Genomic DNA, 15,246 nt, shown 5'->3' on the forward strand with positions numbered 1-15,246 from the left:
TGATTTAATAAAATAGTGTAATTCATAAGCCCGGTTATTGGATTTTCATTTACTATTCAAGACAAATGGGGGATATTATGAATGCGTTATCAATTGTAATCGGTGCAATTTGTGTTCTTATTATAGGCTATCGCTTATATGGCTATTTTTTTACGAAAAAGGTATTAATGATTAATGATAACAGCCCAACTCCTGCTCACGCACTGAATGACGGGAAAGATTATGTACCGACGAATAAATGGGTTGCCTTTGGTCATCACTTTGCGGCAATCGCTGCAGCAGGGCCGCTTGTCGGGCCGGTGTTGGCTGCCCAATTTGGTTACCTTCCGGGACTGTTATGGCTGTTGATTGGTGCGGTCATTGGCGGGGCTGTGCATGATGCGGTTGTGTTGTTTGCATCCATGAAGCGCGGCGGCAAATCGCTATCGGAAGTAATGAAGGAAGAACTCGGTCCGGTCGCTGGTTTTTGTACGGGTCTAGCCATGTTATTCATTATTACGATTACGATGGCAGGGTTATCGATGGTTGTTTTGGGAGCGTTGGAGCGCAATCCTTGGGGAACATTTGCCGTGGCGATTACAATTCCTATCGCCATGTTGGTAGGCATCGCTTATAAAAAGACGGGAAATTTGCTCATTACGAGTGCATTCGGCTTTATTCTTCTAATGATTGGCGTTTTTGTAGGACCTTATATTCAAGGAACGGCTCTGGGTGATTTTTTAACATTTGATCGCCAAACATTAGCCATTATCTTGCCGGTTTACGCATTCTTTGCTGCCGCGCTGCCTGTTTGGTTTTTGCTGGCACCGCGCGATTATTTAAGCAGTTTTATGAAAATTGGGGTATTCATCGCACTGATTGTTGGTGTTTTCTTCGTTAACCCGGTCATTCAATTTCCGGCAGTAACGGAATTCATTCACGGTGGGGGACCAATAGTAGCGGGTCCGGTATGGCCTTTTGTTTCCATTACTATTGCTTGCGGCGCCATTTCCGGATTCCATGCATTTATCGGTTCCGGTACGACGCCCAAGATGTTAAATCGCTGGGAAGATATAAGAGTGGTTGGATTTGGGGCCATGCTTGTGGAGAGTTTAGTAGGAGTCATGGCCTTAATCGCAGCGACTTCTCTGCATCCGGGAGATTATTTTGCAATCAATGCAAATCCCGCGGTTTTTGCCACTTTAGGGATGGATACAGTGAATCTGGCGTCGCTATCACAAAGCATCGGGATGGATCTTGAAGGGCGTACTGGAGGGGGCGTATCCTTGGCAGTGGGAATGACGCAAATCTTTACCGGCATTCCTTGGTTTAGCGGATTATCTTCTTATTTCTATCAATTTGTCATTATGTTTGAAGCGGTGTTTATTTTAACGGCAATCGACGCAGGCACGCGGGTCGCTCGTTATTTAATTCAAGACTTTTTGGGTGATGTGGTAAAGCCATTAAAGCGAACAGACTGGCTGCCGGGTACAATCTTTGCAAGTGCATTGGCATGTTTCTTGTGGGGGTATTTATTATACTCTGGAGAAATCGGACCAATTTGGGCATTATTTGGCGTATCCAATCAACTCATGGCATCCATTGGCTTAGTTGTGGGGGCAACCGTCATTTTAAAGATGGCTTCGAAGAGAATTTATGTGCTCACTTGCTTAATTCCGCTCATTTACTTGTATATCACTGTCAATGTGGCAGGGATTTGGATGGTGAAAAATGTTTACTGGAATAGTTTAGCAGCGGGATACTCCGTTCTGAATGGCGTGCTGTCGATTATTATGCTAATATTGGGTCTCATTATTGTTGTAACGGCAGTGAAAAAATGGATTTACCTGTGGAATAGTCCCCGTTTCGTAAATGGCAAAGCGATTCGGGTTTAGGGTGCTTGATAATAGAATGTCCTTAAGCTAGTAGATATGCAGGAAAAAGTTTTAACAACCCGACTAGGTTTGGTCGGGTTGTTTTTTTCTATTAATAGAGAAGTATAAAACTAATAACATCGAAGTTTAGCCGCTGCTAAACGCCCATTTGAGATGGGGCTTGCTTGAAATGGTCATTAAGAAGGTTGCTAAATGCCCGTTTGAGCTGAGGTTTGCTTGAAATGGTCATTAAGACGGTCTCTAAACGCCCGTTTGACCTAAAGATTGCTTGAAATGGTGATTAAGAAGGTTACTAAACGCCCGATTGAGCTGAGGCTTGCTTAAAAAGGTCATTAAGACGGTCTCTAAACGCCCGTTTGACCTAAAGATTGCTTGAAACTGTCATTAAGGAAGTTGCTAAACGCCCGTTTGAGCTGAGGCTTGCTTAAAAAGGTCATTAAGGAGGCCGCTAAATGCCCGTTTGAGCTGAGGTTTGCTTGAAACGGTAATTAAGGCAGCTGCTAAATCCCCGTTTAACCTGAAGATAGCTTAAAACAGGCTTTTAGCCGCTCGCTATAGTTCTATAAAATACTACAATCCATAGCGTTTTCTTTGAAGAGCATCAAGACAAGCGGTCTTCGCAATTCCGATTGAAAGGGATTGTCATTTCATGTAAACTAATGAGAGGAAAACGGAGGTTATACATAATATGAGTGGTTCAGTTTCGTTGGTCCAATTAATCATCTCGATCGTTCTGTTCTTCGTCATGTTTTTTGGAATTGGTTTCCTCTTAAACATGTTATTGCGCATGACTTGGTTAATGGCCGTTGTTTATCCTGTTGTCGTTATTTTTATTATTGATGAAGTAAGTTTCCTAGATTATATTTTTAAACCGGGTACAGCTTTCCCAGCCTTAGTGGATAAAATACTGGCATTGCACGCCGTTGATATCTCTATCCTGCTGGGCGGCTTTGCGGGTGCCATTGTTGCCGGGATTGTAATGATTTATCTTCGCAAAGCTGGATATCGAATGTTTTAACTTCATTCGGCACATGATATTTAAGTATTTCAAAGTAAGGGCATTAAAATAAAAAAACTGACTCTGCTCATGAGTCAGTTTTTTTATTTACAGAATAAGCGTATAGAAGATAATGGCGATGAGTATTCCGGTTAATGCTCCCATAAAGACTTCACTGGGTTTATGCCCAAGCAATGTTTTTAACTCCTTGATTTTTTCCTTTTCATCTTTTTCCGGCCAATGTTTGACTTCACGGAAAAAAATCGTTAGCTCATTGCGAATGTTGTTAATGATCATGGCATGCTGGCCGGCTTGCCATCGTACACCGGTCGCATCATACATGACGATGCTTGCAAACATGGCCGCAACTGCAAAGGTAGGTGAATCGAGCCCTGTTTCAAAGCCCACCGCGGTCGCCAGGCTTGTTACAGCTGCTGAGTGGGAACTTGGCATTCCACCAGTGGAAGTCATTAATGACCAATCCAATTTTTTGGTAGCAATTAAATGAATGGGAACTTTCACGAATTGCGCAAAAAGAATGGAAAAAATGGATAAAAGTATGGGTGTATTTTGAAGGAGTGCCAAAACAAAAAATCCCTACCTTTCTTAAGCTTTGTTTAAAGTATAGCATAACTGCACGGATTGAATTCAATGATGATGCATTCGTTATTCGAACTATTCGATAAATAGGTGCATCTTTATTATAATAACTAGATAAATGGAGGGATTTTCAAGATGAAGATAGTAAAAGAAGCCAAAACTTTTCAACAAGTGAATACGGAATTATTAATCGTGGGTGTTCAAAAAAATTGCGACCACATTCAAGGATGGAATGATTTTGTTTCATTTTACGGTGAATCTATTGAAGAATGGATTCGTTCGGGCGATATTGATACAGAACGAAAAAAGATGACAAGGATTCCCTATACAGGGGACAATGGCCAACTAAAACGTGTATTATTCGTTGGGCTGGGAGATACGAAAACATTAACGGAGAATGAGTTAAGAGAAACATTTGGATTGGTCGGGAACCAGTTGCGGGCTTTAAAAGCGAACGAATTTACCATTTGGCTGGAATCCTTTACGGCTAGTCCAATCGATGAAAACGATATTGCCTTTTTATTTGCGGAAGGAACAGGTATGGGGTTCTATCAGGTGCCAAATTATAAAACGTCTTCCAATGAAGTAGATGCTTATCTGGATGCCGTGCATTTTGTAACGAATGCAGATATCGATGAAATTGCGGCAAGTTATAAAGTAGGATCAGTTTATGCCGATGCAGTAAACGAAGCACGTACGTTGGTGAATTTGCCCCCGAACTTATTAACGGCAACGGAACTTGGCCATTACGCGCAACAGTTAGCGAAAAAATATAATTTTGAAGTGGAAATTTTAACAAAGCAAGAGCTTGAGGAACTGGGAATGGGCGGTATTTTAAGCGTCAATAAAGGTTCGGTTGAGGAACCGCGGTTAATTACCATCAAGTATCAGGCAACTGAAAAGTGGGAAGATGCCATTGGATTAGTAGGAAAAGGTGTTACCTATGATACTGGCGGGTACTCTATCAAACCGAAAACAGGCATGGTTGGCATGAAAGGCGATATGGGCGGTGCAGCAGCGGTTCTCGGTGCTATGCAAATTATTGGGGAAGTGCGTCCCGATAAAAATGTCGTGGCAGTCATTGGGTCAACGGATAATATGATTTCAGGAGATGCCTTAAAACCGGATGATGTGATTACCATGTATAGCGGCAAGACGGTGGAAGTGTTAAATACCGATGCAGAAGGGCGTCTAGTTCTGGCAGATGCGGTGACCTATGCAAAACAGCAGGGAGCAACTACGCTAATTGATGTGGCTACATTAACTGGTGGCGTCATTACAGCGCTGGGTTATGATAAAACGGGGGCATTGACAAATAACGAAGCTCTCTTTGATGCCTTTATAGAAGCAAGTATCGAAACCGGTGAATTTGTTTGGGGAATGCCTCTTACCGAAAAAGATAAAAAACGAATCCGCAAATCGGATGTGGCCGATTTAAATAACTCTCCGGGCAGTGATGGCCACATGATCTTTGGCGGTGGATTTGTCGGCGAATTTGTAGAAAATACACCTTGGATTCACTTAGATATCGCGGGAACTTCGGATGCTGCAAATGCCTATGATTTAGGTCCAAAAGGAGGAACAGGCGTCATGGTCAGAACTCTCGCAACTTTTGTCGAGAGGCTAGGTGAACAAGACAGTTAAAATCCTTCTTAAGTAACTATAAATCTAGTGGGCATATTGCATAGCTATCTTTTCTTTTCTAACATATGTTACAAAAGAAAAGGAGGTAGATGTTATTGGTAAATTATTATGGTGGTTATCCTGGCTATGGCGGTGGGTTTTCGGGATTCGGCTATCCATTCCTCGGGGGCTTTTTAGGTGGCCTACTCGGTAACGTAATTTATCCTGACCGCTATTACGGCAGACCATACCCATATCCATACTATCCATATTACCCACATAGACACCACCATCATCACCATCATAGAAGATATTATTAATGGACGAAATGAAGCGCGAACGAAAAGTTCGCGCTTTTTTACTTTATCTTCTGCTCTTTTTTCATGCGTTCAATTTCTGGTTTTAAATCATCACGGACAGTGCCTGACCAAGGTTTGACACCTGCAATATAAGAGGAACGGCTCATAATATGGCCGCCCACGGGACTCGTGATGAACAAGAAAAGTATGCCTAAAAGAATCGTTGGATTAAAATGGTCCCTTATTAACCAAAAGTGCAAGAAGACGCCAAGCAATATACACATCACACCCAAAGTGGAACTTTTTGACGCGGCATGTGCACGTGTATATAAATCAGGCAATCTTAATAATCCAATGGCCGAGACGACAATAAAAACCAATCCGGCGGCAATAAAGAAAACAACAAGTATGTTAGCGAGAATCGTCACGAGTAATGATATCTCCTTTCTCTATGAATTTAGAGAAGGCAATCGTTCCAACGAAAGACAAAATCGCCAGCAATAAAATAATTTCCAAGAAGAAGCTGGAATCAACTACCACGGATAATAGTCCAACCAAACAGATCAGTGCAACCCCAATTGTGTCCAATGCCACAACTCGGTCGGAAGGAGTTGGGCCTTTCACAATCCGATAGAGCAGTGCAACCATGGTTAGAACTACAATGACAATGGCTGCCCAAAGAAAATACGTCATGAACGGCTCACCTCCAAGATTGCTTTTTCAAAAGAATTTTTTATCGAATCAATGGTTTCATCAATATCATTGCTGTCGATTACGTGTATAAACAAAGATTTGGAATCATCCGAAACATGCACGACTACCGTACCGGGCGTAAGAGTAATTAAACTCGATAGCAAGGTAATTTCCCATTCTTCTTTTAACACCGTGTCATATTTAAAAAAGGCTGGCTGCAATTGAAGCTTGGGCTGAATAACAAGCTTTAAGACGGAAATGTTCGCCAGAATCAGTTCTTTAATAAACAAAATCGTTAATTTAACTACTGCCCATAGCTGATCAATATATAATCGCGATTTGAAAAATTTTCGCAGGGCGAGAATCACCAATATTCCCAATAAGTAGCCGATGATAAAACGGGAAACTGAATAGTTGGAAGATAAAAACATCCATAAAAATGCCAGAAATAGATTTAATAAAATTTGAAAGGACATTTATTCTCCTCCTTTCATGACTTCATCTGTGTAGATGGATGGATCATTTAAAATCTTTGCTGCATCGTCCATGAATGGCATAAACCATTCCGTACCCACGCCATAGAAGATGGATACTACTACTAAAATCATCGTTGGAACAAAGAGCCGGTTATATTTTGCTTTTTGTACAGCTTCATTAAGTACGCCTTGTTGTCCCCAAAAGGCATAAATAAATATACGAATAACGGACAATAACACCACAATGCTGGAAGCCAATATAAAGATGCTTGACCATATGTTGCCTGCTTCAAAGCCCCCTTGTACAATGAGAAGCTTTCCAATGAACCCGCTTAGTGGAGGAACGCCAGCTAAACCGAGGGCTGCGATGAGATAAAACCAGCCAAGTGCGGGATAGGTTTTCATGAGCCCGCCCATTTTTCGTAAATTCGTTGTTCCTGTCACGTAAATTATAATCCCGATTAACATGAAAAGAGCCGCCTTGATGATCATGTCATGTACTAAGTAGAGCATGGCTCCTTTTAAAGCAACTTCGTTCATCTGTGCCACACCAAATAAAATGACACCTACAGCAATGACGATATTATAGATGATGATTTGTTTTACATCAAAATACGCTAATGCGCCGATACTTCCAGCAATGATCGTAAGAATGGATAAAACCAGCAGCAGATTATGCGTAAAGCTTATGTCGTGTGTAAAGAAGAGTGTATATGTACGAGTAATTGCATAAACACCAACTTTAGTCAACAATGCCCCAAACAGCGCGAGCACGGGAATCGGCGGAGCCGAATAAGCGCTTGGCAACCAGAAATAAAGCGGGAAGATGGCTGCTTTCATTCCAAAGACCAGCAGGAATAAGACGGCAATGACCGTTAGAATTCCCGGTTGGTTTACCTCCGCAATTTTCAACGAAATGTCTGCCATGCTTAACGTTCCAACAACGGAATAAAGAAAAGCAACCGTTATAACAAAGAAGGCAGAAGAGAGTACATTGATTAATATATATTTGATGGGCTCCCGCAATTGCACTTTTTCTCCGCCCAGCACAATCAGTAAGTATGACGCCATCAATAATACTTCAAAGAATACGAAAAGGTTGAAAATATCGCCCGTTGTAAAGGCTCCGTTTACCCCCGTAATTATAAACAATACACCGGGATAGTAGAAGAACTGTTCGCGTTCTTTTCCAATGGACTCGAATCCGTACCAGACGATAAAGAAAGTAAGAACCAAAGTTGTTAAAACCAGAATGGCAGAAACCATATCCGATACCATGGTAATCCCGAAAGGTGCTGGCCAACTGCCCAAAGTGACCGTTTGCGGTCCATTTTCATGGACATTCATCACAAGTGCCGCGGCACATAAAATGGATAGAAATAATCCCAAAAGTGTGGTGATGCGCTGATAGGATATCTTTTTTTGGCCAAACATCAAGATCATGCCGAAGAAAAATGGAATGAGAATCGGCAGCAAAAGAAAGTTATTCAATATCGTCACTTCCTTTCAATTCTGTCATATCATCTGTTTTTAATTCTTGGTACGCCCGATATGCAAGAACTAAAAAGAATGCTGTTACGCCAAAGCTGATAACAATCGCCGTTAAGATTAAAGCTTGTGGCAGAGGATCAACAAAGTCTGTCACGCCTTCCGTTAAAACAGGGGGAGCACTGCCCTTGAAACTCCCCATCGTCAAGATGAGCAAGTGGGCACCATGGCTCAATAAGCCTGTTCCAATGATAATTCGAAGAAGACTGCGTGATAATATTAAGTAAATCGCGGCCATGAACAGGAAGCCGCATACGAATGCCATAATTATTTCCATTATTCATCCTCCCCGATTGTTTGAATAATGGTCATCGTGACACCAACAACAACCAAATAAACACCTAAATCAAATAATGCTGCCGTGTGCAGCGAAGTTTTGCCCAAAATCGGCAAGTTGAAATAATCAAAGAAATGCGTAAAAAATGGCTTGCCAGTGAACATCGCAATCCCAGCAGTACCTAAAGCAAGAAGAAGTCCACTTGCAATTAAGTAGATATAGTTAATCGGTAAAATGGACTGAACCGTTTTCAAGTCGAATGCTATAATCAGCAGCACAATCGCACTTGCCGTTACCAGGCCTCCTACAAATCCTCCGCCAGGTGTGTAATGACCGGCAAAGAAAATATGAACAGCATAGAAGAAAATCATGAAAAATACGATTTTGGCGGTAAATTGCAAGATGACATTATTTATTTTCATAATTTCCCCCCTTTTCTGCTCAAACGAAGCTTGATCATACCGTAGATGGCCATACCGGCAATCGCAAGTACCGTAATTTCAAATAATGTATCAAACCCACGATAATCGACCAAGATCACATTGACGATATTTCCGCCGCCCGCAAGACTATAGACGGTTTCTTTATAGTATTCCGCAATGGATGGAACCAACTTCTGTGAATGGGCCGACAACGCAACGAGTGTAACCATTGCTCCCACTGCGAATGAAACAAGAGCCCGTCCGAATTTAAAACGATTGCGTTCTTGTTCTTTTTTGAATTTCGGCAAATGATAGAAAGCAAGTAAAAACAGAGCCACCGAAATCGTTTCAATAACCAACTGAGTTAGCGCTAAATCAGGTGCTTTAAACAATACAAAGAATAGGGAAACGGTATATCCGACTGCCCCCAATGCGACAATGGATGTGATTCTTGATTTCGCAAAAACAGTTGTAATGGTGCCGATCACTAAAACAATTATTAAAATAACTTGATGCAAATGAACCGGAGATGCCCCTTCAAACGTTACATAAAATGCATCTTTACTAAATAAAGTTCCGATGACAATCAATGAAAAAGCACCGAACATCAAGCCAAGATAACGGCGGTTAGAGCCTGTCATATAAGATGAAGATAAGCGGTACATCCAGTTGCCGCTCAATTCGTAAATGATAAAATCATATAAGTTATTGAGTGTTAACTTTGCAGGGAATGCATTATATATTTTCTGCCATTTCGATAGAGTCAGGAATAGTACGAACCCAATCGCAAAAATTCCCAAAGTCATCAGTAATTCCGTATTGACGCCATGCCAAGCGGATATGTGGATATCAACTTGCTCGGGATGAGTGTATAAAAACGGCTGAATTGCTATCACAGCAGGCTTTATAAAAAGATCAGCCACGATATTTGGAATAAAGAATATTCCGACAACTAGAACTGCTAAAATTACCGGAGAAATCAGCATACCCATCGGTGCTTCATGCGGTTTGTGCGGCAATTGTGCAATATTGCCTTTGCCGGTAAAAGTCCTAAAGACAAAGTAAAGGCTGTATATAAATGTGAAAACGCTGGCAATCCAGGCAATAATCGGGAACAAAATGCCCCAAGTCGCGAAATTGAACAAATCAAATTCAGCTATGGATAACATGGCCGTCAGGAACATTTCTTTACTCAAGAAACCATTGAATGGAGGTATTCCCGCCATCGAGAAGCTGCCAATCAGGGCAACCGTAAAGCTTACGGGCATGATGCTCATCAAGCCGCCAAGTTTTCGAATATCACGGGTTCCGGTTTCATGGTCAACAATCCCCGCAATCATGAATAAGCTTCCTTTAAATGTTGCATGGTTGATTAAGTGGAAAATCGCTGCAAAGGTTGCATATTTAAATGCGGAATCTGCGGCGCCTTCAACGTGAAACGCAATGGCTCCAACACCAAGTAATGACATGATCAGACCAAGCTGACTCACTGTTGAAAAAGCAAGAATTCCTTTTAAGTCCGTCTGTTTTACGGCAAAGAAAGACCCCCAGAATAACGTTAATAAACCAATTCCGGCAACGAGCCAAATCCAAACTTCAGATTGGGCAAAAATCGGCGTAAAACGAGCAACCAAATAAATTCCCGCCTTTACCATAGTTGCCGAGTGAAGATAGGCGCTGACAGGAGTCGGCGCTTCCATGGCATCCGGCAGCCAGATGTAAAAAGGGAATTGGGCAGATTTCGTAAATGCCCCAAGCAAAATCAAAATTAGTGCCAAAACAAATAAATCATTTGCTGCAAGTTCAGGTGCTTGTGCGATTAATTCCCGAATGGAGAAGGTGTCTCCCATCAAGGCAAGGAGAACAAAACCTCCAAGCATCAGCATTCCGCCGGCGACCGTAATCATCATCGATTTCAATGCACCGAAACGTGACTTGTCCCGGTTAAACCAATAGCCGATCAGCAAGAAGGACGAAATCGATGTTAACTCCCAGAATAAATAAAGTGTCATCATATTATCCGATTGAACTACACCGAGCATTGCCGACATAAACATTAATAAATAAATATAGAAGTTATGCAATTGCTCTTTTGTTCGATTCAAATAGAAAATCGAATAGAGGACAACAAGTGCACCGATTCCTGTTATGAGAATCGAGAACAATAAACTTAATCCATCTAGATAGGACACAAACGAAATTCCAAGTGAAGGTATCCAATGGAGCTGCGCAATCACGGAATCGCCCTTGGAGGTTATTGGAATAAAGGTTGCATAATAGCTTGCCAGGAATATCGGTACAACTAAAACAAACCAACCTGTATGTATCGAGCGGACTTTCTTAAAAAAGAAAGGCATAAAAAGCGCCGCGATTAAAGGTATAAAGATACATAAGACTTGAAACAAAAAAATCCCCCCTTCAAAACTTTAAAAACTATAAACAATATTCACTTGACTACTCAAAAAGTATAACACTAATTAACTGCGTTTTCACTCACTGTTAAGAGGCAGAAACTTGCTATGCCAAGTTATTTGCAGTTATTATAAATAGGTAGAAAAAATTAAACCCGAGGAAATTGTCATGAAAAATCCATATTTATATGGTTATTTACCGTTGTTTTCTATCATTTTATATAGTTTAACTTTTGGGATTTTCCTTGTAGGAGAATCATTGTCTTTCTTGACTTCCATCGGCGTATATGCCGGGATGCGGGAGTTCTTGACGGACGTTGAATTGCGATTGCTGTTATTGATTGTATTTTCGCTATGTTTTTTTATGCTGTTTTCTGCTTTGAAGCTAATCGGCGAGACCATTCATGAAGTGGCCATGTTGTTCTTTTCGAAGGACCAGCATGGACAAATGATCGGAGCAACGAGAGGAAGCTATCTTATTTTCTTTTTTGGAGCATTGCTTTCGGTATTCGGCATACAATCAATCGTGGTTTTATTAATCCTATTTGTTGGAACGATTTTTGTTTGCTTCATTTATAACATGTACAAATTAAGCCACTATTTAACTTTTACTGGATTAATAGGACTTATATTTTTTGAGATTCTTTTCTGGGCAATTTTTGTCACGTTGATTGTATATGTTGTCTTGAAGCTTTATAACGGACTTTTGGCAAGCCTGCCGTTTACTCAATAAAAGAAGGGCGTGACTAATCAGAGTCACACCCCTCTTTTTTAGTTAATTCATAATGGTATTAAATATTTTGAAATGAATCTGGTCTTTTTGAAGAGATTGCATCGACTGTGGGTTGTCATAGCCGATCCAGACAGCGGTCGTCAGTTCATCGGTTAATCCGGCCAACCAATAGTCTTTATAGTCATTCGTTGTTCCCGTTTTTGCTCCTAAATAGGAAGACGTTGTGGCAAGGCCTTGTCCCGTACCGCTCGCCACCACGTCCCTCATCATAGTGCGCATATAACCAACTGTTTGCTGCGACCAAATGATTTCTCTTTCAGTCGGCCAACTATAGAGGAGATTTCCACTGGCGTCCGTTACTTTCCGGATACTCCTGGCTTTTGTGTAAGATCCATCTATGAAACTAGTGAAAGCATCAGCCATTTCCAGCGTTGTTACCCCATAAGAAAGCCCGCCCAGCGCTGCAGCAAATGTTCGATCTTCCGGGACGAGGGAAGAAAAGTTGAACTTGTCTAGATAGCCAAAAGCTGTATCAAGTCCGACCTCATTCAATAAGCGGACAGCAGATGTATTATAGCTATGTTTGAAAGCAGTTGAAATGGAAACATTTCCGTAAACTCCACCCGCATAATTTTGAGGACAAAAATTACCGATGCAATATGGGCCTCCACTAACAATGGAGCTCGGTGAATAATCGGTTGTTTCGAATAAAGGCGCGTAGACCACTAACGGCTTAAAGGCCGAGCCAGGCTGGCGTACTGCTTGGAAAGCGCGGTGAAAGTCATATTTTTTATAATGTTTTCCGGCATATAAACTAACAATTTCCCTAGTCGCATTATCAATGGCAACCGAACTGCTTTGCAGACTGCCGGAACCCAAAATAGCATCAATGGCTTTTTCATCGTGTGCTTGTTTAACGGGATCCAGTGCTGTTTCAATGGTGATGCCCGTTTGAAGTATGCTTTCTAGCTTTGAATCTATTTTAGATTCCACAGCAGCCTTTTCTTCTTCGTTTCCTGCTTTTTTTAGTTGTTCTCCATAACCTTCACTATAGGCAATGAGCTGCCTTAATTCTTGCAAGACGTATGTACTATATGCAGGGAATCGCTGTATCTTTTCTTTTAGGTTCAGCTGGATTTTTTCCTGCTTGTAAGCTGCAGCCTCTTCAGGGGTAATGACGCTGCCTTCTGCCAATAAATCCAGCAACCGTTCTTGGCGGGATTTTGTATTTTCAAAACGCACAAAAGGATCATACAACGTTGGGTTGTTTGGAATGGCGGCGATAAATGCCATCTGGGCAATGGTCAGTTCGGCCAACGGTTTTTGAAAATAAAAGTTTGCCGCGGCGCCAATTCCATATACGCCATTGCTGAAATAAATTTCATTTAAATACATTTCCAGAATTTCTTCTTTTCCATATAACTTTTCAAGCTCATAAGCATAAAAAAGTTCGGTTACTTTTCGTTCGTACGTCTGGTCTGTTGTCAAATAGCGCATACGCACAAGCTGTTGCGTAATCGTACTTCCGCCTTGTTCGATGGAGCCCTGGGAATTGGCCACAACTGCACGGGCAATGGCACTCACGTTAAACCCCATATGCGAATAAAATTCTTGATCCTCGCTTATTAAATAGATTTGTTTGATGATTTCGGGTATATCTTCCAATGGAGTTGGTTGTCTCCACTCCACATATTCTTCGCTAAATACCTTTCCATTTCGGTCCAGCATGATTACGGGCAACTGTTGATCGGCTTTTGGCAATTTCATTTCATTTTGCAGTGTTTCTTGATGAGCCTGAGCGATGGATAATTCATTTAAAATATTGTTGCCAAAAAGAAAAAGAAGAGGAAAACAACAGAGGGTTAGCAGGAACCCGGCGATTTGCTTCATACTATTTCCTCCAAAACTATGTTATAGAATAAAAGAAGAGAGAGTTGAAAATACACTCCCTCTTATAATATCGAATTTATTGGTGATTTTTTAAAACATCCTCCAAATATTTTTTTGGACGTTTTCGAATAATGAATATTATAGTGGCAGCTATTAAAAATAATAGCCCGGTTAAATAAAACACGCCGGATATCGTTGCAAACCCGCTGACCACGCCGCCGAGCACGGGGCCGATTATATTTCCCAAGAAGCGGAAGCTTTGATTGTATCCCATAATTTCACCTTGCACTTCAATTGGCGCCTCCCGTCGAATAAGCGCCGTTATAATCGGGATCAGCCCTCCTGAAAAGATGCCATACAAAAACCTGAGAACAATCAGCTGCCATAGTGAAGTAACAAAGCTTTGAGGAACAATAAAGAATACACTTATAAACAACAATCTCATCAAAACTTTTTCATAGCCTATCGAATCTGCCAGCTTGCCAAAATATCGTCCAATCAATAGATTGCCGACGCCTGTAGCGCTAAAAGTGATGCCGGCCCACATGGCTACCTGCTCTGTTGTTGTTAAATGGGAAACATACAGCGACAGTAACGGCTGAATACTAAAATTGCCAATCTGAATCAAGGAAGCAACAATCATGGTACTTAAGATAAGGGGGTGATGGAATATAGCCCATAAAATATTTCGGCGTGAATAAATTGTGTTTTTTTCCTTCCGAATGATTTCCGGCTCATGAATCCCCACAATAATGATGATTGCTGCTATCGAAATGGCAATGGATGTATAAATAAACGTAAAACTAAAACCAATGGCGTCAGCCAATGAACCGCCAATAACCGGACCAAATAAAGTACCTCCGACACTGCCGATTTGAAGTGTGCCCAATGTTTTTCCGGCGATCTTTTTTGGTGTATGTTTGCTGATAAAGGCCATGGACGTTGGAATAAACCCGGTCACCAATCCCATCGCGAGACGCAAAATGAAAAATTGGACAACGTTTTGTACATACCCCATTAAAAAGATACTAATGGCGATGCCAAAACAGTTAATGATCATGATCGGTTTATAGCCATATTTATCGGCAATTCTGCCCCAAACCGGAGACATGATTAAGGCCGTGACAAATGTAGCCCCGAATATTAAACCTGCCCAAGTTTGCACATAGCTTTCGGGGAAATCACCGAATGTTTCGATATAAAGGGATAAAAAGGGCATAATCATGGTCAGGGAACTGGAAACGATAAAATTTGATATGAGAATTATAATGAAATTACGCTTATTAATCATACTTTCACATACTTTCTAGCTTATATTCAGAATCATCCATTTTAATAGTCATTCCTTATAACTTACTTCGAAATCCGAAGAAAATCAACAAAGTGAATTAGCAGAAAAATTA

15 protein-coding genes are annotated in these 15,246 nt (G+C 41.2%); 5 read left to right on the forward strand and 10 right to left on the reverse strand.

The features are described 5' to 3' along the window. Positions 1 to 77 precede the first annotated feature (77 nt). Both D1B33_RS10530 and D1B33_RS10535 read left to right on the forward strand, forming a co-directional pair. Positions 78 to 1,874: a carbon starvation CstA family protein gene (locus tag D1B33_RS10530; protein ID WP_118876340.1), complete on the forward strand. Its 1,797-nt coding sequence runs from the start codon at positions 78 to 80 to the stop codon at positions 1,872 to 1,874. Between the two features lie 688 nt (positions 1,875 to 2,562). Next, on the forward strand, positions 2,563 to 2,892 hold the full coding sequence (locus tag D1B33_RS10535) for a YuiB family protein (RefSeq protein ID WP_118876341.1): 330 nt from the start codon (positions 2,563 to 2,565) through the stop codon (positions 2,890 to 2,892). Positions 2,893 to 2,979: 87 nt separating this feature from the next. Here the strand turns inward: D1B33_RS10535 and D1B33_RS10540 are convergent, their stop codons facing one another. Continuing rightward, positions 2,980 to 3,456, reverse strand: coding sequence for a divergent PAP2 family protein (locus tag D1B33_RS10540; RefSeq protein WP_118876342.1), 477 nt, complete (start codon positions 3,454 to 3,456; stop codon positions 2,980 to 2,982). A gap of 150 nt (positions 3,457 to 3,606) precedes the next feature. Between D1B33_RS10540 and D1B33_RS10545 the strand changes: the two genes are divergently transcribed. Next, positions 3,607 to 5,115, forward strand: a complete 1,509-nt coding sequence (locus tag D1B33_RS10545) for a leucyl aminopeptidase (protein ID WP_118876343.1) — start codon at positions 3,607 to 3,609, stop codon at positions 5,113 to 5,115. Between the two features lie 95 nt (positions 5,116 to 5,210). Beyond that, complete coding sequence (locus tag D1B33_RS10550) at positions 5,211 to 5,414, forward strand: hypothetical protein (RefSeq protein ID WP_407656723.1); 204 nt, start codon at positions 5,211 to 5,213, stop codon at positions 5,412 to 5,414. A 38-nt stretch (positions 5,415 to 5,452) separates the two neighbouring features. Here D1B33_RS10550 and mnhG read toward each other — a convergent pair whose 3' ends face one another. Genes mnhG through D1B33_RS10585 form a run of 7 tightly spaced genes read right to left on the reverse strand, consistent with a single transcriptional unit; the run spans position 5,453 to position 11,214 of the window. Next, positions 5,453 to 5,821: a monovalent cation/H(+) antiporter subunit G gene (gene mnhG / locus D1B33_RS10555; protein WP_118876345.1), complete on the reverse strand. Its 369-nt coding sequence runs from the start codon at positions 5,819 to 5,821 to the stop codon at positions 5,453 to 5,455. Continuing rightward, positions 5,805 to 6,086 carry a Na(+)/H(+) antiporter subunit F1 gene (locus D1B33_RS10560; protein WP_118876346.1) on the reverse strand — a complete coding sequence of 94 codons (282 nt, stop codon included), beginning with the start codon at positions 6,084 to 6,086 and terminating at the stop codon, positions 5,805 to 5,807. Before D1B33_RS10560 ends, mnhG begins: the two co-directional genes overlap by 17 nt. Continuing rightward, entirely contained in the window at positions 6,083 to 6,562 is a 480-nt protein-coding gene (locus D1B33_RS10565) for a Na+/H+ antiporter subunit E (protein WP_118876347.1), read from the reverse strand. The genes D1B33_RS10560 and D1B33_RS10565 overlap by 4 nt, the downstream gene beginning before the upstream one ends. Further along, positions 6,563 to 8,053 (reverse strand): Na+/H+ antiporter subunit D, encoded by a 1,491-nt coding sequence (locus D1B33_RS10570; protein ID WP_118876348.1) that lies wholly within the window; start codon positions 8,051 to 8,053, stop codon positions 6,563 to 6,565. After that, a complete protein-coding gene (locus D1B33_RS10575) occupies positions 8,046 to 8,387 on the reverse strand; it encodes a Na(+)/H(+) antiporter subunit C (protein ID WP_118876349.1) in 342 nt (113 codons plus the stop codon). Before D1B33_RS10575 ends, D1B33_RS10570 begins: the two co-directional genes overlap by 8 nt. Continuing rightward, positions 8,387 to 8,809 carry a Na(+)/H(+) antiporter subunit B gene (locus D1B33_RS10580; RefSeq protein ID WP_118876350.1) on the reverse strand — a complete coding sequence of 141 codons (423 nt, stop codon included), beginning with the start codon at positions 8,807 to 8,809 and terminating at the stop codon, positions 8,387 to 8,389. The genes D1B33_RS10575 and D1B33_RS10580 overlap by 1 nt, the downstream gene beginning before the upstream one ends. Then, on the reverse strand, positions 8,806 to 11,214 hold the full coding sequence (locus D1B33_RS10585; RefSeq protein ID WP_118876351.1) for a Na+/H+ antiporter subunit A: 2,409 nt from the start codon (positions 11,212 to 11,214) through the stop codon (positions 8,806 to 8,808). The genes D1B33_RS10580 and D1B33_RS10585 overlap by 4 nt, the downstream gene beginning before the upstream one ends. A 175-nt stretch (positions 11,215 to 11,389) precedes the next feature. Here D1B33_RS10585 and D1B33_RS10590 point away from each other — a divergent pair, with 175 nt between their 5' ends. After that, positions 11,390 to 11,953 carry a DUF5366 family protein gene (locus tag D1B33_RS10590; RefSeq protein WP_118876352.1) on the forward strand — a complete coding sequence of 188 codons (564 nt, stop codon included), beginning with the start codon at positions 11,390 to 11,392 and terminating at the stop codon, positions 11,951 to 11,953. A gap of 42 nt (positions 11,954 to 11,995) precedes the next feature. On the opposite strand, the gene D1B33_RS10595 is transcribed toward D1B33_RS10590, so the two are convergent. After that, a complete protein-coding gene (locus D1B33_RS10595) occupies positions 11,996 to 13,843 on the reverse strand; it encodes a transglycosylase domain-containing protein (RefSeq protein ID WP_118876353.1) in 1,848 nt (615 codons plus the stop codon). Between the two features lie 76 nt (positions 13,844 to 13,919). Further along, a complete protein-coding gene (locus D1B33_RS10600; RefSeq protein WP_118876354.1) occupies positions 13,920 to 15,134 on the reverse strand; it encodes an MFS transporter in 1,215 nt (404 codons plus the stop codon). Positions 15,135 to 15,246: the final 112 nt, after the last annotated feature.

It is taken from the genome of Ureibacillus yapensis (genome assembly GCF_003515775.1).
Lineage (GTDB): Bacteria > Bacillota > Bacilli > Bacillales_A > Planococcaceae > Ureibacillus > Ureibacillus yapensis.